Origin of the sequence: Streptomyces sp. NBC_00385 (genome assembly GCF_035917155.1) — a bacterium.
GTDB lineage: Bacteria > Actinomycetota > Actinomycetes > Streptomycetales > Streptomycetaceae > Streptomyces > Streptomyces poriferorum.
Genome location: NZ_CP107951.1, coordinates 8,534,400 through 8,549,397 on the forward strand (window position 1 = coordinate 8,534,400; position 14,998 = coordinate 8,549,397).

Genomic DNA, 14,998 nt, shown 5'->3' on the forward strand with positions numbered 1-14,998 from the left:
CGGCCGGGCCCCGGACCGGGTACCAGAAAGGCACCACCTGATGCACCACGCTCTGATCGTCGCCCGGATGGCGCCGGAATCGGCGCCGGACATCGCCGAGCTGTTCGCCGCCTCCGACAGCAGTGAGCTGCCGCACCTGGTGGGCGTCACCCGGCGCAAGCTGTTCCAGTTCGGCGACGTCTATCTGCACCTGATCGAGTCCGAGCGCCCGCCCGGTCCGGAGATTGCCAAGGTGACGGGCCATCCGGCGTTCAAGGACATCAGCGACCGGCTCACCGCCTTCGTCAGCCCCTACGACCCGCAGACCTGGCGGGGACCGAAGGACGCGATGGCGCAGGAGTTCTACCGCTGGGAGCGCGACTCCACCGCATGACGACATGACGTGGCCCCGGGTCCGGCCTTGCGGCCGGGCCCGGGGCCACGTCATGTCGTCATGCGTCAGCCGGGGACCACGCACTCGAACGCGTGGAGGTACGGGTTGACCGGCCGGATCTCGCCGATGGCCAGCCCGGCGTCGGACAGCCTGTCGACCAGGCTCTGCCGGGTGTGCTTGGCACCGCCGACGTTCAGGAGCAGCAGCAGGTCCATGGCGGTGGTGAAGCGCATCGACGGGGTGTCGTCGACGAGGTTCTCGATGACGACGACCCGGGCCCCGGGACGCGCCGCGGCGCACACGGACGCGAGCGCCCGGCGGGTGCTGTCGTCGTCCCACTCCAGGATGTTCTTGATGATGTAGAGATCGGCCGCCACCGGAATGCCCTCGCGGCAGTCACCGGCCACGATGGACGCCCGGCCCGCGAGCGAGCCGCCGTCCCGCAGCCGCTCGTCGGCCCGTGCCACCACACCCGGCAGGTCCATCAGGGTGCCGCTGACCGACGGGTGCTTCTCCAGCAGGCTCGCCAGCACGTGCCCCTGACCACCGCCGATGTCGGCGACGACCGACACCCCGGTGAGGTCGAGCAGAGCGGCGACGTCCAGTGCGGACTGCATGCTGGACGTCGTCATGGCCCGGTTGAACACCTGGGCCGACTCGTGGGCGTCCTGGTGGAGGTAGTCGAAGAACTCCTTGCCGAACACGTCCTCGAAGACGTTGCCGCCGGAGCGCACCGCGTCGTCCAGCCGGGGCCAGACCTCCCACGTCCACGGCTCCGTGCACCACAGCGAGATGTCCCGCAGGCTGTGCGGGTCGTCCTCGCGCAGCAGCCGCGACATGTCGGTGTGCGTGAAGGTGCCGTCGGCGTTCTCGGCGAAGATGCCGTAGCAGGACAGGGCACGCAGCAGCCGCCTCAGCGGCCCCGCTTCGGTCTTCACCACAGCGGCGAGCTCGTCCGCGGTGGCCGGCTCGTCTCCCAGCGCGTCCGCGACGCGCAGCCGAGCGGCGGCGCGCACGGCCGCGGAGCGGGCGGCCCCGAACACGATCTCGCGCAGCCGCATGGCCGGCTGCGGGGTGGAAACCGGCTGGACGGGAGTGGTGGTGGGGGTGGTGCTCACGGTGGTCATGCCGTCTCGCTTCTCCTCGTGCGGGGGGACACCGGTCAGCACATCCCGGCCGGTGCGGAGGTGGTGCAGACATTGCCGGTGAAACGGTTGCCCGTGCCGGTGTCCTGGTTGGCGAGGTCCGCCGGCTGGTTGCCCAGGACGGTGTTGCCGCTGATGGTGTTGTCGGTGTTCTTCGCTCCCACGAAGCTCTTGAACAGCACGACGCCGCCCGAGAGCGGGGTGGCACCCACGTTGTCGCGGATCACGTTGGACCGCACCTCGGTCGACTCGGTGCCGGTGAGGACGATCCCGGAGCCCTGGATCGCGGGCAGCCGGTCGGTGGCGGCGCAGAACTTGTTGTTGCCGGTGATCCGGTTCGACCGGATCGTCATGGCGCCGGCCTGCGGCGTTCCCTCGTCGCCCACGACGAACACGCCGCTGCAGTTGGCGGTGAAGGTGTTGTGGTTCACCATCAGGTTCCGTACGCGCCGGGCGGTGAACCCGATCCGGTTGTCGGTGAGGGTGTTGCCCCGGACCCGGGTCCCGCCGGTGTCGGTGGCACCGCCCTCCTCGTCGACGCTGTTGGCGACGAAGATGCCGGCGTCCCCGTTGGAGCGGGCGGTGTTGTGCCGGAGGTCGGAGCGGGTGGACCGCTGCTGCGCGATGCCCCAGACGCCGTTGGACGCCGCGGTCACCGAGCGGACCTCCAGCCCGTCCGTCCAGGACGCCCAGATGCCGCTCCTGGTGAAGCCGGACACGGTCAGGGACTTGATGGACACGTCGTCCACGGTGTTCTGTGCCGTGCCCAGGACGCAGATCCCGTTGCCGGCCTTCGCGCAGGCGTTCTCGGTCCGGTCCGTGCTCGCGCCGGGCTTGATGACGGTACGGTCCCCGGAACCGCGCAGGGTCAGTCCGGGCGTGGTGATCAGCACGCTCTCCCGGTAGGTGCCGGGCCGGACGACGATGGTGTCACCGGGCTGGGCGGCGTCCACCGCTGCCTGGATGGACTGGCCCGGACGCACCACGTGGCCGCCCGCGGCGGCGGCCGCGCCGGACGGGGCGACGACGCCCAGTCCGGCGGCCGTGGCGGCGGCGATGCTCACGAGGCAGGTGATGTGTCGTTTCCTCATGAGCCGAAGCTATGGGCGATCACCCCCCGATGCCACGCAGGGTGCCCGGTTGCTCACGGGCCGTGCCCGAATGGCTTACGCCGTGGCGAAGGCCCCGCGTCCGTCGTGGACGCGGGGCCGGGCACTCGGGTGATTCGCCGCTACCCGTCGGTGGCCGGTCGGGGGGCGACGGCCGTGCGGGCCCATCGGTAGTCGGCCTTGCCGCTGGGGGAGCGCTGGATCTGCGGGGCGATGACCAGGTGGCGCGGGATCTTGTAACCGGCCAGCCGGGTGCGGCAGTGAGCCTGGACGTCGTCGAGCGAAGGGGCCTCGGCGCCCTCGCGCAGCTGCACCACGGCGGCGACCCGGTTGCCCCACCGCTCGTCGGGAGCGCCCGCGACCAGCGCGTCGTACACATCCGGATGGGACTTGAGCGCCTGCTCGACCTCCTCCGGATACACCTTCTCGCCCCCGGTGTTGATGCACTGCGAACCCCGGCCGAGCACCGTCACGATGCCCTCGGCGTCGACCGTCGCCATGTCGCCGAGCAGCACCCACCGCTCGTCACCCCTGCGGAAGAACGTCTCGGCGGTCTTGCCCGGGTCGTTGTAGTAGCCGAGCGGCACGTGACCGCGCTGGGCGATCCGCCCCGGCTCGCCCGGCACCACCGGCTCGTACGTCGCCGGGTCGACGACCGCCGTGCGGGCGTTGACCCGGAGCCGGAAGCCGTTCTCCGGACCGGAGTCCGCGGTCGCCGTGCCGTTGAAGCCGGACTCGGAGGAGCCGAAGTTGTTCAGCAGCATCACATGGGGCACCAGGGACTGGAACTCCGCCCGCACCGAGTCGGACATGATCGCGCCCGAACTGGAGACGGAGAAAAGCGCCGAACAGTCGGTGCCCTTCAGCGGCCCCTTCAGTGCGTCGATCAGCGGCCGCAGCATCGCGTCGCCCACCAGCGACACGCTCGTGACCTTCTCCTTCTCGATGGTACGGAGCACCTCGTGCGGCACGTACTTGCGATGGACGACGACCCGCTGTCCGAAGTTGAAGCCGATGAACGCGGTGAGCGTCGATGTGCCGTGCATCAGCGGGGGAGTGGGGAAGAAGGTGATGCCCTCCCCGCCGGCCGCCACCCGCTCGGCCAGCTCCTCGGGGGTCTTCACCGGGTCGCCCGTCGGCGCGCCGCCGCCCAGGCCGGAGAAGAACAGGTCCTCCTGGCGCCACATCACACCCTTGGGCATGCCCGTGGTGCCGCCCGTGTAGATGATGAACTGGTCGTCGGCGGAGCGGGCCGGGAAGCCGCGCCCCGCGTCCCCGGCCGCCTCCGCCGCCGCGAACGCGACCGCGTCGGGCCCGGACGTGCCGTCCGCCGACGAGCCCACCCGCACCAGATGGCGGAGCGCCGGTGCCTGCGGGGCGGCGGCGGCGACGCGCTCGTCGAACTCCGCGTCGAAGACGAGCGCCGCCAGATCCGCGTCGCGGTAGAGGTAGACCAGCTCCTCCTCCACGTAGCGGTAGTTGACGTTGACGGGGACGACGCGGGCCTTCATGCAGGCCAGCACGGTCTGGAGGTACTCGATGCCGTTGTAGAGGTGCAGCCCGAGATGCTCGCCGGGGCCGATGCCCGCCTCGATGAGGTGGTGGGCGATGCGGTTCGCCGCGGTGTCGAGCTCCGCGTACGTGAGCCTGCGTTCGGCACCCGTTCCGGGATGGTCGAGGTAGACGAGCGCCTCGCGTTCCGGGACAGCGTCGACGACCGATTCGAACAGGTCGGCAAGGTTGTACTCCACCGTTCCTCCTGACCCCGGTTGCTGAGTGGCTCGGCGGTCATTAGAGCGCCGACCGGCACAAGTGGGAAGGGGGCCCGGGAAGAAATCTGACTGACTGTCAGAAAACTATTGAACTGCCTCCCCGCTTACTGCAACCTGTTCTAGCCTTGAGACGGGAGACAGACCATGGGCGGTACGGAACACCTCACCGTGCGGCGCGAAGGCGCCACACTGGTGCTCACCCTGAACCGGCCCGAGAGCAAGAACGCGCTCTCGCTGCCGATGCTGGTCGGCCTGTACGACGGCTGGCTGGCCGCGGACGAGGACGAGGAGGTCCGCTCCGTCGTCCTCACCGGAGCCGGCGGCTGCTTCTGCGCCGGCATGGACCTCAAGGCCCTCGCCGGCAAGGGAATGGAGGGCGAGCAGTACCGGGACCGGATGACGGCCGACCCCGATCTGCACTGGAAGGCCATGCTGCGCCATCACCGCCCCCGAAAGCCGGTCATCGCCGCCGTCGAGGGCCACTGCGTGGCCGGCGGCACCGAGATCCTGCAGGGCACCGACATCCGCATCGCCGGCGAGAGCGCCACGTTCGGACTCTTCGAGGTCCGCCGCGGCCTCTTCCCCATCGGCGGTTCCACCGTGCGGCTGCCGCGCCAGATCGCTCGCACCCACGCGCTCGAGATGCTGCTCACCGGCCGCCCCTACTCGGCGGACGAAGCGGCCCGGATCGGGCTGATCGGCCGGGTCGTTCCCGACGGCACCGCGCTGGAGGCGGCCCTCGCCGTCGCCGAGCAGATCAACGCCTGCGGCCCGCTCGCCGTCGAGGAGGTCAAGGCCTCGGTGTACGAGACGGCGGAGATGACCGAGACCGACGGCCTCGCCGCCGAACTCAAGCGCGGCTGGCCCGTCTTCGCGACCGCCGACGCCAAGGAGGGCGCCCGCGCCTTCGCCGAGAAGCGCCCGCCCGTCTACCGGCGGCACTGAACCGTAGGAGGAACCCGTGCCCGACATACTCAGCGCACCGCTGGTGGTCGAATTCCCCTTCACCCGCTCCCTCGGCCCGGTGCAGAGCGCCTTCCTCACCGGGCTGCGCGAACGCACCGTGCTCGGCGTCCGGACCGGGGACGGCAAGATCCTGGTCCCGCCCGTCGAGTACGACCCCGTCACCGCCGAGGAGATCCGGGACCTGGTCGAGGTCGCGGCCACCGGAACGGTCACCACCTGGGCCTGGAACCCGCACCCCCGCCGCGACCAGCCGCTCGACACCCCCTTCGCCTGGGTGCTCGTCCGCCTCGACGGCGCCGACACCGCGCTCCTGCACGTCCTGGACGCACCCGGACCCGACGCCGTCCATACCGGTATGCGCGTCCGCGTCCGCTGGGCCGAGGCCCGCACCGGCGCCATCACGGACATCGCCTGCTTCGAACCGTACGAGGGTGAACCCGGTGGATCCGCCCCGCACGACGGCGAGTTCGCGGACCCCGTCACCGGCATCGTCACCCCGGCACGCCTCGACTACACCTACTCTCCGGGCCGCGCGCAGAGCGCCTACCTCGAAGCGCTCGCGGGCCGCCGCGTCGTCGGGGAACGCTGCCCGTCCTGCCTCAAGGTGTACGTCCCGCCGCGCGGCGCCTGCCCCACCTGCGGCGTCGCCACCGACGAACGGGTCGAGGTCGGACCCCGCGGCACGGTCACCACCTTCTGCGTGGTCAACATCAAGGCGAAGAACCTCGATATCGACGTGCCCTACGTCTACGCCCACATCGCCCTGGACGGCGCGGACCTCGCCCTGCACGCCCGGATCGGCGGCATCCCGTACGACCAGGTGCGGATGGGACTGCGGGTCGAACCCGTCTGGTCCGAGGGGAGCCGCCACCCCGACCACTACCGGCCCACCGGCGAGCCCGATGCCGACTACGACGCGTACAAGGAGCTGGTGTAGATGCGAGACGTAGCGATCGTCGCCTTCGCGCAGACCGACCATCTGCGGCGCACCGACGAACTGTCCGAAGTCGAGATGCTGATGCCCGTCCTGCACCAGGTCCTCGACGCCACCGGCCTGAGGACCAGCGACATCGGCTTCACATGCTCCGGCTCCAGCGACTACCTCGCCGGCCGCGCCTTCTCCTTCACCATGGCGCTGGACGGGGTGGGGGCGCACCCGCCGATCTCCGAGTCCCATGTCGAGATGGACGGCGCCTGGGCCCTGTACGAGGCCTGGGTGAAGATCCAGACCGGGGAGGCGGACACCGCGCTCGTCTACGCGTACGGGAAGTCCTCGCCCGGCCAGGTCCGCGACGTCCTCACCCGGCAGCTCGACCCGTACTACACCGCCCCGCTGTGGCCCGACTCCGTCGCACTCGCGGCGCTCCAGGCCCAGGCGCTGATCGACGCGGGCGACACGGACGAGACCGCGCTCGCCGCCGTCGCCGCCCGCAGCCGCGCGGACGCCTCGGACAACCCGCACGCGCAGCTCAGCGGAACGGTCCCGGCCGGTGACTACCTCGTCCAGCCGCTGCGGACCGGTGACTGCCCGCCCGTCGGCGACGGCGCCGCCGCCGTGATCCTGGCCGCAGGGGACACCGCGCGGGCCCTGTGCGCGAGGCCCGCCTGGATCCGCGGCATCGACCACCGCATCGAGGCCCACGGCCTCGGAGTGCGCGAGCTCACCGAATCGCCGTCGACCCGGCTCGCCGCCGAACGCGCCGGGGTCTTCGAACGACCCGTCGACACGGCCGAGTTGCACGCCCCGTTCAGCTCCCAGGAAGTGGTGCTGCGCAAGGCGCTCGGCCTGGGCGACGAGGTCAGGGTCAACCCGTCCGGCGGCGCGCTGGCCGCCAACCCGGTGATGGCCGCCGGGCTGATCCGCCTCGGCGAGGCCGCCGCCCGCATCCACCGCGGCGAGTCCGACCGGGCCCTCGCCCACGCCACGTCCGGCCCGTGCCTCCAGCAGAACCTGGTCGCCGTCCTCGAAGGGGAGAGTGCTCATGCCTAAGGAGCCCGTGGCCGTCGTCGGCATCGGCCAGACCAAGCACGTCGCCGCCCGCCACGACGTCTCCCTCGCCGGCCTCGTACGCGAAGCCGCCGTGGCCGCCCTCCAGGACGCCGGACTGACCTGGGCGGACATCGACGCCGTCGTCATCGGCAAGGCCCCCGACTTCTTCGAGGGCGTGATGATGCCGGAGCTCTACCTCGCCGACGCCCTCGGCGCGGTCGGCAAGCCCATGCTCCGCGTCCACACCGCGGGCTCGGTCGGCGGCTCGACCGCCCTCGTCGCCGCGAACCTCGTCGCGGCCCGCGTGCACCGGACCGTCCTCACGCTCGCCTTCGAGAAGCAGTCGGAGTCCAACGCCATGTGGGGCCTCTCGCTCCCCATCCCGTTCCAGCAACCGCTGCTGGCCGGCGCGGGCGGCTTCTTCGCCCCGCATGTGCGGGCCTACATGCGCCGGACCGGGGCGCCGGACACCGTCGGCTCCCTCGTCGCGTACAAAGACCGGCGCAACGCGCTGAAGAACCCGTACGCCCACATCCACGACGCGGACATCACCCTGGAGAAGGTCCAGGCCGCGCCCATGCTCTGGGACCCCATCCGCTATTCGGAGACCTGCCCGTCCTCCGACGGGGCCTGCGCGATGATCCTCACCGACCGTGCGGGCGCCGACCGTTCACCGCACGCGCCCGCCTGGGTGCACGGCGGTGCGATGCGCAGCGAACCGACCCTCTTCGCCGGCAAGGACTTCGTCTCGCCACAGGCCGGGAAGGACTGCGCCGCCGATGTGTACCGGCAGGCCGGGATCAGCGACCCGCGCCGGGAGATCGACACCGTCGAGATGTACGTGCCCTTCTCCTGGTACGAACCGATGTGGCTGGAGAACCTCGGCTTCGCCGACGAGGGCGAGGGCTGGAAACTCACCGAGGCCGGAGTCACCGAGCTCGACGGCGACCTGCCCGTGAACCCCTCGGGCGGCGTGCTCTCCACCAATCCCATCGGCGCCTCCGGGATGATCCGCTTCGCCGAGGCCGCACTCCAGGTACGAGGACAGGCGGGGGAGCACCAGGTGGACGGCGCCCGGCGGGCCCTCGGACACGCCTACGGCGGCGGCGCCCAGTTCTTCTCCATGTGGCTCGTCGGCGCCGAGCCGCCCACGGGCTGACGCCGGGACCCCTCCCGGACAGGCCCGCGCCCGACGCGCACCGCGGCCTGTTCGGGAACGCCGGCGATGGCTAGGCTCGGTCCCGGCCGCAAGGACGAGCGGGAGGAGCCGACGTGGCACCCAGGACGACGCCCCAGCAGCACTCCACCCGCTGGGGCAAGCCGGAACCCGACCTCGGCAACGCCCGGTGGCATTCCGGCAGTCAGGGCATCGGAGACGTCCAGATCGCCTTCGTCGAGGGATTCATCGCGATGCGCAACGCCGGGCGCGCCGGCAGCCCGCCGCTGGTCTTCACTCCCGCGCAATGGCGCACCTTCGTCGTGAACGCCCGGCACGGCCGATTCGACCCGCGGTGACCGGCCTACGGGGAGCCACCCGGGCCGCCCGGACCGGTCACGGGGTCCGGGCACCACGCCCTCACGAGCGGCTGGGCGCCCACCTTGGGTAGCGTGGTGGGTGTGACCGGTGAAAGTGATCTTCGCGTCCTGCTGAGCGGCCTGCGTCCGCAGCTGCACCCGGGGCGCTATGTCTACGCGACCGCGCCCGACGGACGCGTGCCCGACGGTGCCGCACCCGTCGTCACGGTCGGTGAGGCCGAAGGGCTCACGCTGGTACTCCCCGAAGCCGAGGCCGCGGCGGCGGGGCTGCCGTACTCCTACGTGGCAGGCTGGATCACTCTCCGTGTGCACTCGGCCCTGGAGGCCGTCGGGCTGACGGCCGCCGTCTCGCTCGCCCTCACCGACGCGGGGATCAGCTGCAACGTGGTGGCCGGGTTCCACCACGACCACCTCTTCGTCCCGTACGAGCGGTCCACCGAAGCCGTCGCCGTGCTGGAGGCGCTGGCCTCGGAGTCGGGCACGGGGTGACCGGGGGTGTTGCCGGGGGGCCGGGGCGGTGCGGGCCTGCCCGGGCCCGGCTCGGCGAGGGCGCTCCGGACACGTAACATGTCTGCATGTCCTTCCTCCGCCGCCGTAGCGCCGCCACACCCGCGGGCCCCGACTTCGACGTCCTGGCCATGGACCCGGGCGACTGGCCCGGCAACCTCGGCGCCGGTCTGCTGCCCGCTCCCGACGGCAGCTGTCAGGGTGTGTTCCTGCGCTACGACCTGTTCGGCGGCCGCGGCCCCGCGATGATCATCGGCAACCTCCCGGAGGGCTCGCCCGCCCGGGAGACGGAGGAGGGCCAGGTCCCCTTCGAGGTCGCCCAGCTGCTGCTCGCGCTGGAGAACGACGAGCCGGTCGAGGTCACCGGCACCGAGGACATGCCCGTGATGCAGGGCGACAACCTGCTGATCGTCCGCCGGGTGAAGCTCTCCGAGAGCCGAATCTCCTGCGTGCAGTTCGACCGCAGCGACGGTGTCCTCGTCACCATCGCCAGCTGGGACCGGCCGATCACCGATGATCTGTACACCCTCCTGAAGCCGCTGCCCGCCGAGCTCTTCCAGCAGGGCTGAGCCGGCCCCGGCCGCCCGCTCGGCCGCGCCATTTCGTCCAAGTACACGCGGCCTCTGTCCAAGAGGCCGCTTTGTCATGCGCCTTGTCCGGTTAGTCGTCGGACCTCTAACGTCGTTCGGCATGACATCCGGGATGACGCGACGTACGACCGTGAAGACGGCGATCGGTGTAACAGGGGCTCTGGCGTGGGGAGTTCCTGCTCTCTCCGGAACGGCAGCCGCCTCCGGTACCTCCGATGAATCGGGGACTGCTGAGCGACAGGCGGAGCTGCCGAACCCGGTACTCCACTACCGGGCGCCCGCCGCCGACTGGGAGCGCGAATCGCTGCCCATCGGCGGCGGGGCCCTGGGCGCGAGCGTGCACGGAACGCTCGCCTCCGAACTCCTCACCCTCAACGAGAAGACGCTCTGGACCGGCGGACCCGGCTCGGCCCAGGGGTACGACTTCGGCAACTGGACCGCCCCCAGGCCCGGCGCCCTCGCCGGAGTGCAGGAGCGCCTCGACCGGGAGGGGGCCCTCGGCCCCGACGCCGTGGCCGCCGGACTCGGACAGCCGCGCCGCGGCTACGGCGCCTACCAGGTCCTCGGGGATCTCCACCTGGACGTACCGGACGCACCGGCCGCCCCCGACGCCTCCTACCGGCGCGCCCTGGACCTGCGCACCGCCCTGGCGTCCGTGGCCTATACGCACGAAGGGGTGGCGCACACCAGGGAGTTCTTCGTCTCCCACCCGGGTTCCGTCATCGCCGGCCGGCTGACGGCGGACAGCCCGGGGCACGTCACCTTCACCCTGCGCTACACCTCGCCGCGGAGCGACTTCACCGCCTCCGCCGCCGGAGACCGGCTCACCGTCCGCGGCACGCTCCAGGACAACGGACTGCGCTTCGAGGCCCAGATCCGTGTCCGCACCTCGGGTGGCGAGGTCACCGCCGGGGCGGACGGCAGTCTCACCGTCACCGGAGCCGACCGTGCGTGGTTCTGCCTGGCGGCGGGCACCGACTACGCGGACACCTACCCCTCCTACCGGGGCGAGGACCCGCACCGGAAGGTCACGGCCGCCGTCGACACCGCCGCGGCCGCCTCGTACGAGAGCGTGCGCGCCGCCCATGTGAACGACCACCGGACCCTCTTCGACCGGGTGGCCCTCGACATCGGCCAGGACCTCACCGACCTGCCCACCGACCGGTTGCTGAGCTCCTACACCGGATCGGAGAGCGCGGCGGACCGGGCCCTGGAGGCGCTCTTCTTCCAGTACGGCCGCTACCTGCTCATCGCGTCCTCGCGGGCCGGCTCGCTGCCCGCCAACCTCCAGGGCGTGTGGAACAACGCCACCAACCCGCCCTGGTCCGCCGATTACCACACCAACATCAACCTCCAGATGAACTACTGGCTCGCCGAGGTCACCAACCTGGCCGAGACCACCGCCCCCTACGACCGCTACGTCGAGGCGATGCGCGAGCCCGGCCGCAGGACGGCGAAGGAGATGTTCGGCACCGCCGGCTGGGTCGTGCACAACGAGACCAACCCGTACGGCTTCACCGGCGTGCACGACTGGTCCACCGCCTTCTGGTTCCCCGAGGCGGCCGCCTGGCTCACCCAGCAGATGTACGAGCACTACCGCTTCAGCGGCTCCACCGGCTATCTGCGCTCCACCGCCTACCCGGCGATGAAGGAGGCCGCCGAGTTCTGGCTCGCCAACCTGCGCACGGACCCCCGCGACGGACTCCTCGTCGTCACCCCGAGCTACTCGCCCGAGCACGGGGACTTCACCGCCGGGGCCGCGATGTCCCAGCAGATCGTCCACGACCTCCTCACGAGCACGCTGGAGGCCGCCCGCACCCTCGGCGACGCCCCCGCCTTCCGCGACCGTCTCGAAGCGGTTCTCGACCGACTGGATCCCGGCCTGCGCACCGGGTCCTGGGGGCAGCTCCAGGAGTGGAAGACCGACCGTGACGACCCGGCCGACACCCACCGCCACGTCTCGCACCTCTTCGGCCTCCACCCCGGCCGGCAGATCGAGCCAGGGAGCAACTGGGCCGAGGCCGCGGCCGTCTCCCTGAGAGCCCGCGGCGACGGCGGCACCGGCTGGTCCAAGGCCTGGAAGATCAACTTCTGGGCGAGGCTGCGGGACGGCAGCCACGCCCACAGGATGCTCGCGGAACAGCTGAAGAGCTCCACCCTGCCCAACCTCTGGGACACCCACCCGCCGTTCCAGATCGACGGTAACTTCGGCGCCGCCTCGGGCATCGCGGAGATGCTGCTGCAGAGCCAGCACGACACGGTCGAGATCCTGCCCGCACTGCCCGCCGCCTGGCCCGACGGCTCCGTGCGCGGGCTGCGCGCCCGCGGGGGATTCACCGTCGACATCGAATGGGCCGCCGGAAAGGCCCGCCGCGTAGTGATCACGGCGGGCCGCACCCGTGAAGTGACCGTACACAGCACGCTGTTCACGAGCGGCGAGACGGTCATCAGGGCCCGGGCGGGACGCCGCTACACGCTGACCCCCGAGAGCTGAGCGAACAACGAGGTCACCTGCGCCGCCGAGGTGCCGAGCCCCGTGGGACCGCTCAGGTGCCACGGGGCCGCGGTGCCCCGGCGCAGATCCTCCTCGCGGTAGCGCCTGCAGTCCCGGTGCCAGATCAGGATGCCCGCGATCCAGTGCTTCAGCTCCAGCACGTAACCGGCCAGGATCTCCCTCGCCTCCGCGTCCAGGCCGAAGTCGTCGAACAGCACCGGGAGTTCCTGCTCGGCGACATGTTGGAACTGGCGCAGTCGCGAGTTCATCAGGTCATGCACGATCCTCACCGCGGTCGGATAGTCCACCGCGAAGAAGTTCTGCACGACCAGCACACCGTTGTGCACCTCACCCTCGTACTCGATCTCCTTCTGGTACGAGAACAGGTCGTTGAGCAACGCGGCGTAGTCGGCCGCCGCGTTCTCCAGGGAGCGCAGCGGGCCGCTCTCGTAGATCTCCGGCGGTACCTTCCTGCCGTGCCCCAGCCGGCACAGACTCATCGTCAGATCCGAACCGAACGTCATGCGCCGCATCTCGACGTAGTCCACCGGGTCGGGAATGCGGTTCTGTGCCTGGTTCGCCAGCTCCCACAGCCAGCTGGCGGTCATGTCCTCGATGGACGTGCGGAACGCGCGCCTGCCACTGTCGTCCATCGGTGCGCTGGTGCGCTTCCAGAGGTCGCCCAGTCCGCGTTCCAGCGCGTTGACGGGCTCGGGCGGCGCGGCCCCGTCCAGCGGCATGAAGAGCGAAAGCCGCTCGTTGGCCAGCCGGGCCCCCGCCAGATCGCGGGTCCGGCCGTGCACCACGGGGAACCAGTCGTCGCCGTAGGTACCCCACGCCAGCCACTGCGAGGACAGGTCGAGCTCGTCGGGGGTGGCGTCCGGATGCAGCCCCGCCGCGCACAGGGGCAGGTCGATCGCCCGCAGCCGCTCCTCGTCCCAGATGTGCGAGCCGGGGACCCCCGGCTGCGCCTCCAGGATGCCCACCCGGTTCGCCCAGTCGACCATGCGCTCCCGGGCCCCGTCCAGATGCGGACTGAGTGTCGTACCGAACGGCAGATCGAAGTCGGGCAGCAGCGACGGCCCGACGTGCTGATAGGGCAGATGGGTGTGGCTGCGCGCCCTGGCGGACTCCGAGCGGGGAGTGAGCCGGATCGACGCGGCGGCCATCCCGAAGCTTGGCGCGGCCTGTCCGGCCCCGCCGTCGTTCATGTAGCGGCTGGAGCGCATGTGCCACTCATGGCCGCCGGACTGCCAGTCCTGCAACCCCTTGACGTACGCCAGCACCGCCGCCGTCTGTGTCGCGTCGAGGCCCTTCTCCGCGCAGAGCGGGCCCAGTTCGGTCAGAGCCGTGTTCTCGAACTGCTGCAGCCGGGACGTCAGCAGATCGTTGACCGCCTCGGCGGCCTCCTGCGTCGAGCAGCCGAGGAAGCGCTCAAGGACCAGAACCCCGTTGCTGTTCTCGCCCTCGTCCTCGACCTCCCGCTGGTACGAGAACAGGTCGTTGCGCAGATGGACGCCGTCGGAGAACGCGTCGCGCAGGACACGCAGGGCCCGTTCACCGGCGACCGCCTCGGGTACCTCCGCAGCGGCCGCGTACTCCACCAGCCCCGCCGACCAGGGGGCGCCGCCCACCTTTCGCCGCATCTCGATGTACTCGACGGGGTTCGCGATGCGGCCCTCGTTGATGTTGGCGAGTTCCCACAACGACTCGTTCAGCAGATTCTTCGTAGCCTCCGCGAACCGCACCCGCCATGCGTCCGACATCCCCGGCACCGTCCGGGCCCACAGATCGGCCAGCCCCGCCTCGACCGGGTTCTCCGGTTCGGGCGTCGGTGCACCGCGCTCCATCGGCATGAACGCGGGCAGCCGGTCCAGGTAGCGCTTGCCCCCCTCACGGTCCGGGGTGCGCTTGAACAGCTCCAGGAAATGGTCGTCGAAGAAGAAGACCCACACGTACCAGTCGGTGACCAGGGACAGCGCCTCGGCCGAGCAGTCGGGGTGGGTGTAGGCGCACAGCAGCGCGTAGTCGTGGGAGTCGAGGTCCTTCTCCTCCCAGATGCCGGACCCCTCCAGCATCCCTATGGCCCGTGCCCACGTCTTCGTGTGCTGCCGTGCCTCCTCGACGTGCGGGTTGAGGCGCGCCGGATACGGAACGTAGAAGTCCGGCAGGGTGAAGGGCTGTGCCATGTGCGTCAGGCCTTTCGGTGAGCCTCCGCGTGAGCGTCACGCGGATCGTTCGTGTCCGCGCCAGCACTACCCTTCGGCCGTTCGAGGCACGCACAGCCGCCATTAGTCACACAAGAAGTGCGCTCGTTCGAGGGACGGGGCAGGGTCGCGCCGGCCGGACCGCCCCTGCGTAAAACTCAGGTAACACGGCACCGCCACTGTCCCGTCGCCGCTTTCCCTTCGCAGGTCAGAGCACCTGCCAGTGGTCTGGTCCACTGGCTCGACCCGCGGCCCCCACCACACCCTTGACGTGCCATCACCTCAGGTCAGAGAGTGTGCGCGCACAGC

At 70.9% G+C, this 14,998-nt stretch carries 13 protein-coding genes; 9 read left to right on the forward strand and 4 right to left on the reverse strand.

Annotated features, from left to right (window positions below; genetic code table 11):
* The first annotated feature begins 40 nt into the window (after positions 1-40).
* Positions 41-373, forward strand: a complete 333-nt coding sequence (locus OG959_RS37705; protein WP_148018250.1) for a TcmI family type II polyketide cyclase — start codon at positions 41-43, stop codon at positions 371-373.
* Between the two features lie 65 nt (positions 374-438).
* On the opposite strand, the gene OG959_RS37710 is transcribed toward OG959_RS37705, so the two are convergent.
* The 3 genes from OG959_RS37710 to OG959_RS37720 form a co-directional block, all read right to left on the reverse strand.
* Positions 439-1,500, reverse strand: coding sequence for a methyltransferase (locus OG959_RS37710; RefSeq protein ID WP_326665850.1), 1,062 nt, complete (start codon positions 1,498-1,500; stop codon positions 439-441).
* A gap of 35 nt (positions 1,501-1,535) precedes the next feature.
* On the reverse strand, positions 1,536-2,609 hold the full coding sequence (locus OG959_RS37715; RefSeq protein WP_326665852.1) for a right-handed parallel beta-helix repeat-containing protein: 1,074 nt from the start codon (positions 2,607-2,609) through the stop codon (positions 1,536-1,538).
* 140 nt (positions 2,610-2,749) lie between these two features.
* Positions 2,750-4,378, reverse strand: a complete 1,629-nt coding sequence (locus tag OG959_RS37720; protein ID WP_326665854.1) for an acyl-CoA synthetase — start codon at positions 4,376-4,378, stop codon at positions 2,750-2,752.
* A 165-nt stretch (positions 4,379-4,543) separates the two neighbouring features.
* Between OG959_RS37720 and OG959_RS37725 the strand changes: the two genes are divergently transcribed.
* The 8 genes from OG959_RS37725 to OG959_RS37760 all read left to right on the forward strand — a co-directional run bounded on the left by OG959_RS37725 (position 4,544) and on the right by OG959_RS37760 (position 12,482).
* On the forward strand, positions 4,544-5,344 hold the full coding sequence (locus OG959_RS37725) for a crotonase/enoyl-CoA hydratase family protein (protein WP_326665855.1): 801 nt from the start codon (positions 4,544-4,546) through the stop codon (positions 5,342-5,344).
* Positions 5,345-5,360: 16 nt separating this feature from the next.
* Positions 5,361-6,302, forward strand: a complete 942-nt coding sequence (locus OG959_RS37730) for a Zn-ribbon domain-containing OB-fold protein (RefSeq protein ID WP_326665857.1) — start codon at positions 5,361-5,363, stop codon at positions 6,300-6,302.
* Positions 6,303-7,355, forward strand: a complete 1,053-nt coding sequence (locus tag OG959_RS37735) for a thiolase domain-containing protein (RefSeq protein ID WP_326665859.1) — start codon at positions 6,303-6,305, stop codon at positions 7,353-7,355.
* Positions 7,348-8,514 (forward strand): thiolase domain-containing protein, encoded by a 1,167-nt coding sequence (locus OG959_RS37740; RefSeq protein ID WP_326665860.1) that lies wholly within the window; start codon positions 7,348-7,350, stop codon positions 8,512-8,514. The genes OG959_RS37735 and OG959_RS37740 overlap by 8 nt, the downstream gene beginning before the upstream one ends.
* Positions 8,515-8,627: 113 nt before the next feature.
* Positions 8,628-8,870 carry a DUF397 domain-containing protein gene (locus OG959_RS37745; protein ID WP_326665862.1) on the forward strand — a complete coding sequence of 81 codons (243 nt, stop codon included), beginning with the start codon at positions 8,628-8,630 and terminating at the stop codon, positions 8,868-8,870.
* 102 nt (positions 8,871-8,972) lie between these two features.
* Entirely contained in the window at positions 8,973-9,380 is a 408-nt protein-coding gene (locus OG959_RS37750; RefSeq protein ID WP_326665864.1) for an ACT domain-containing protein, read from the forward strand.
* A gap of 86 nt (positions 9,381-9,466) precedes the next feature.
* The gene (locus tag OG959_RS37755; protein WP_018550733.1) at positions 9,467-9,967 is read left to right on the forward strand and encodes a hypothetical protein; all 501 of its coding nucleotides are present in this window, start codon (positions 9,467-9,469) and stop codon (positions 9,965-9,967) included.
* A 121-nt stretch (positions 9,968-10,088) separates the two neighbouring features.
* Positions 10,089-12,482, forward strand: coding sequence for a glycoside hydrolase family 95 protein (locus OG959_RS37760; protein ID WP_326665873.1), 2,394 nt, complete (start codon positions 10,089-10,091; stop codon positions 12,480-12,482).
* Here OG959_RS37760 and OG959_RS37765 read toward each other — a convergent pair.
* Entirely contained in the window at positions 12,458-14,671 is a 2,214-nt protein-coding gene (locus OG959_RS37765; protein WP_326665875.1) for a terpene synthase family protein, read from the reverse strand. The two genes, OG959_RS37760 and OG959_RS37765, sit on opposite strands and share 25 nt — an antisense overlap.
* Positions 14,672-14,998: the final 327 nt, after the last annotated feature.

What these genes read in the sequence shown, in the direction of transcription:
- OG959_RS37705 (WP_148018250.1), top strand. Translation starts at nt 41, where the DNA reads ATGCACCACGCTCTGATCGTCGCCCGGATGGCGCCGGAATCGGCGCCG.
- OG959_RS37710 (WP_326665850.1), bottom strand. Translation starts at nt 1,500, where the DNA reads ATGACCACCGTGAGCACCACCCCCACCACCACTCCCGTCCAGCCGGTT.
- OG959_RS37715 (WP_326665852.1), bottom strand. Translation starts at nt 2,609, where the DNA reads ATGAGGAAACGACACATCACCTGCCTCGTGAGCATCGCCGCCGCCACG.
- OG959_RS37725 (WP_326665855.1), top strand. Translation starts at nt 4,544, where the DNA reads ATGGGCGGTACGGAACACCTCACCGTGCGGCGCGAAGGCGCCACACTG.
- OG959_RS37735 (WP_326665859.1), top strand. Translation starts at nt 6,303, where the DNA reads ATGCGAGACGTAGCGATCGTCGCCTTCGCGCAGACCGACCATCTGCGG.
- OG959_RS37740 (WP_326665860.1), top strand. Translation starts at nt 7,348, where the DNA reads ATGCCTAAGGAGCCCGTGGCCGTCGTCGGCATCGGCCAGACCAAGCAC.
- OG959_RS37755 (WP_018550733.1), top strand. Translation starts at nt 9,467, where the DNA reads ATGTCCTTCCTCCGCCGCCGTAGCGCCGCCACACCCGCGGGCCCCGAC.
- OG959_RS37760 (WP_326665873.1), top strand. Translation starts at nt 10,089, where the DNA reads ATGACATCCGGGATGACGCGACGTACGACCGTGAAGACGGCGATCGGT.
- OG959_RS37765 (WP_326665875.1), bottom strand. Translation starts at nt 14,671, where the DNA reads ATGGCACAGCCCTTCACCCTGCCGGACTTCTACGTTCCGTATCCGGCG.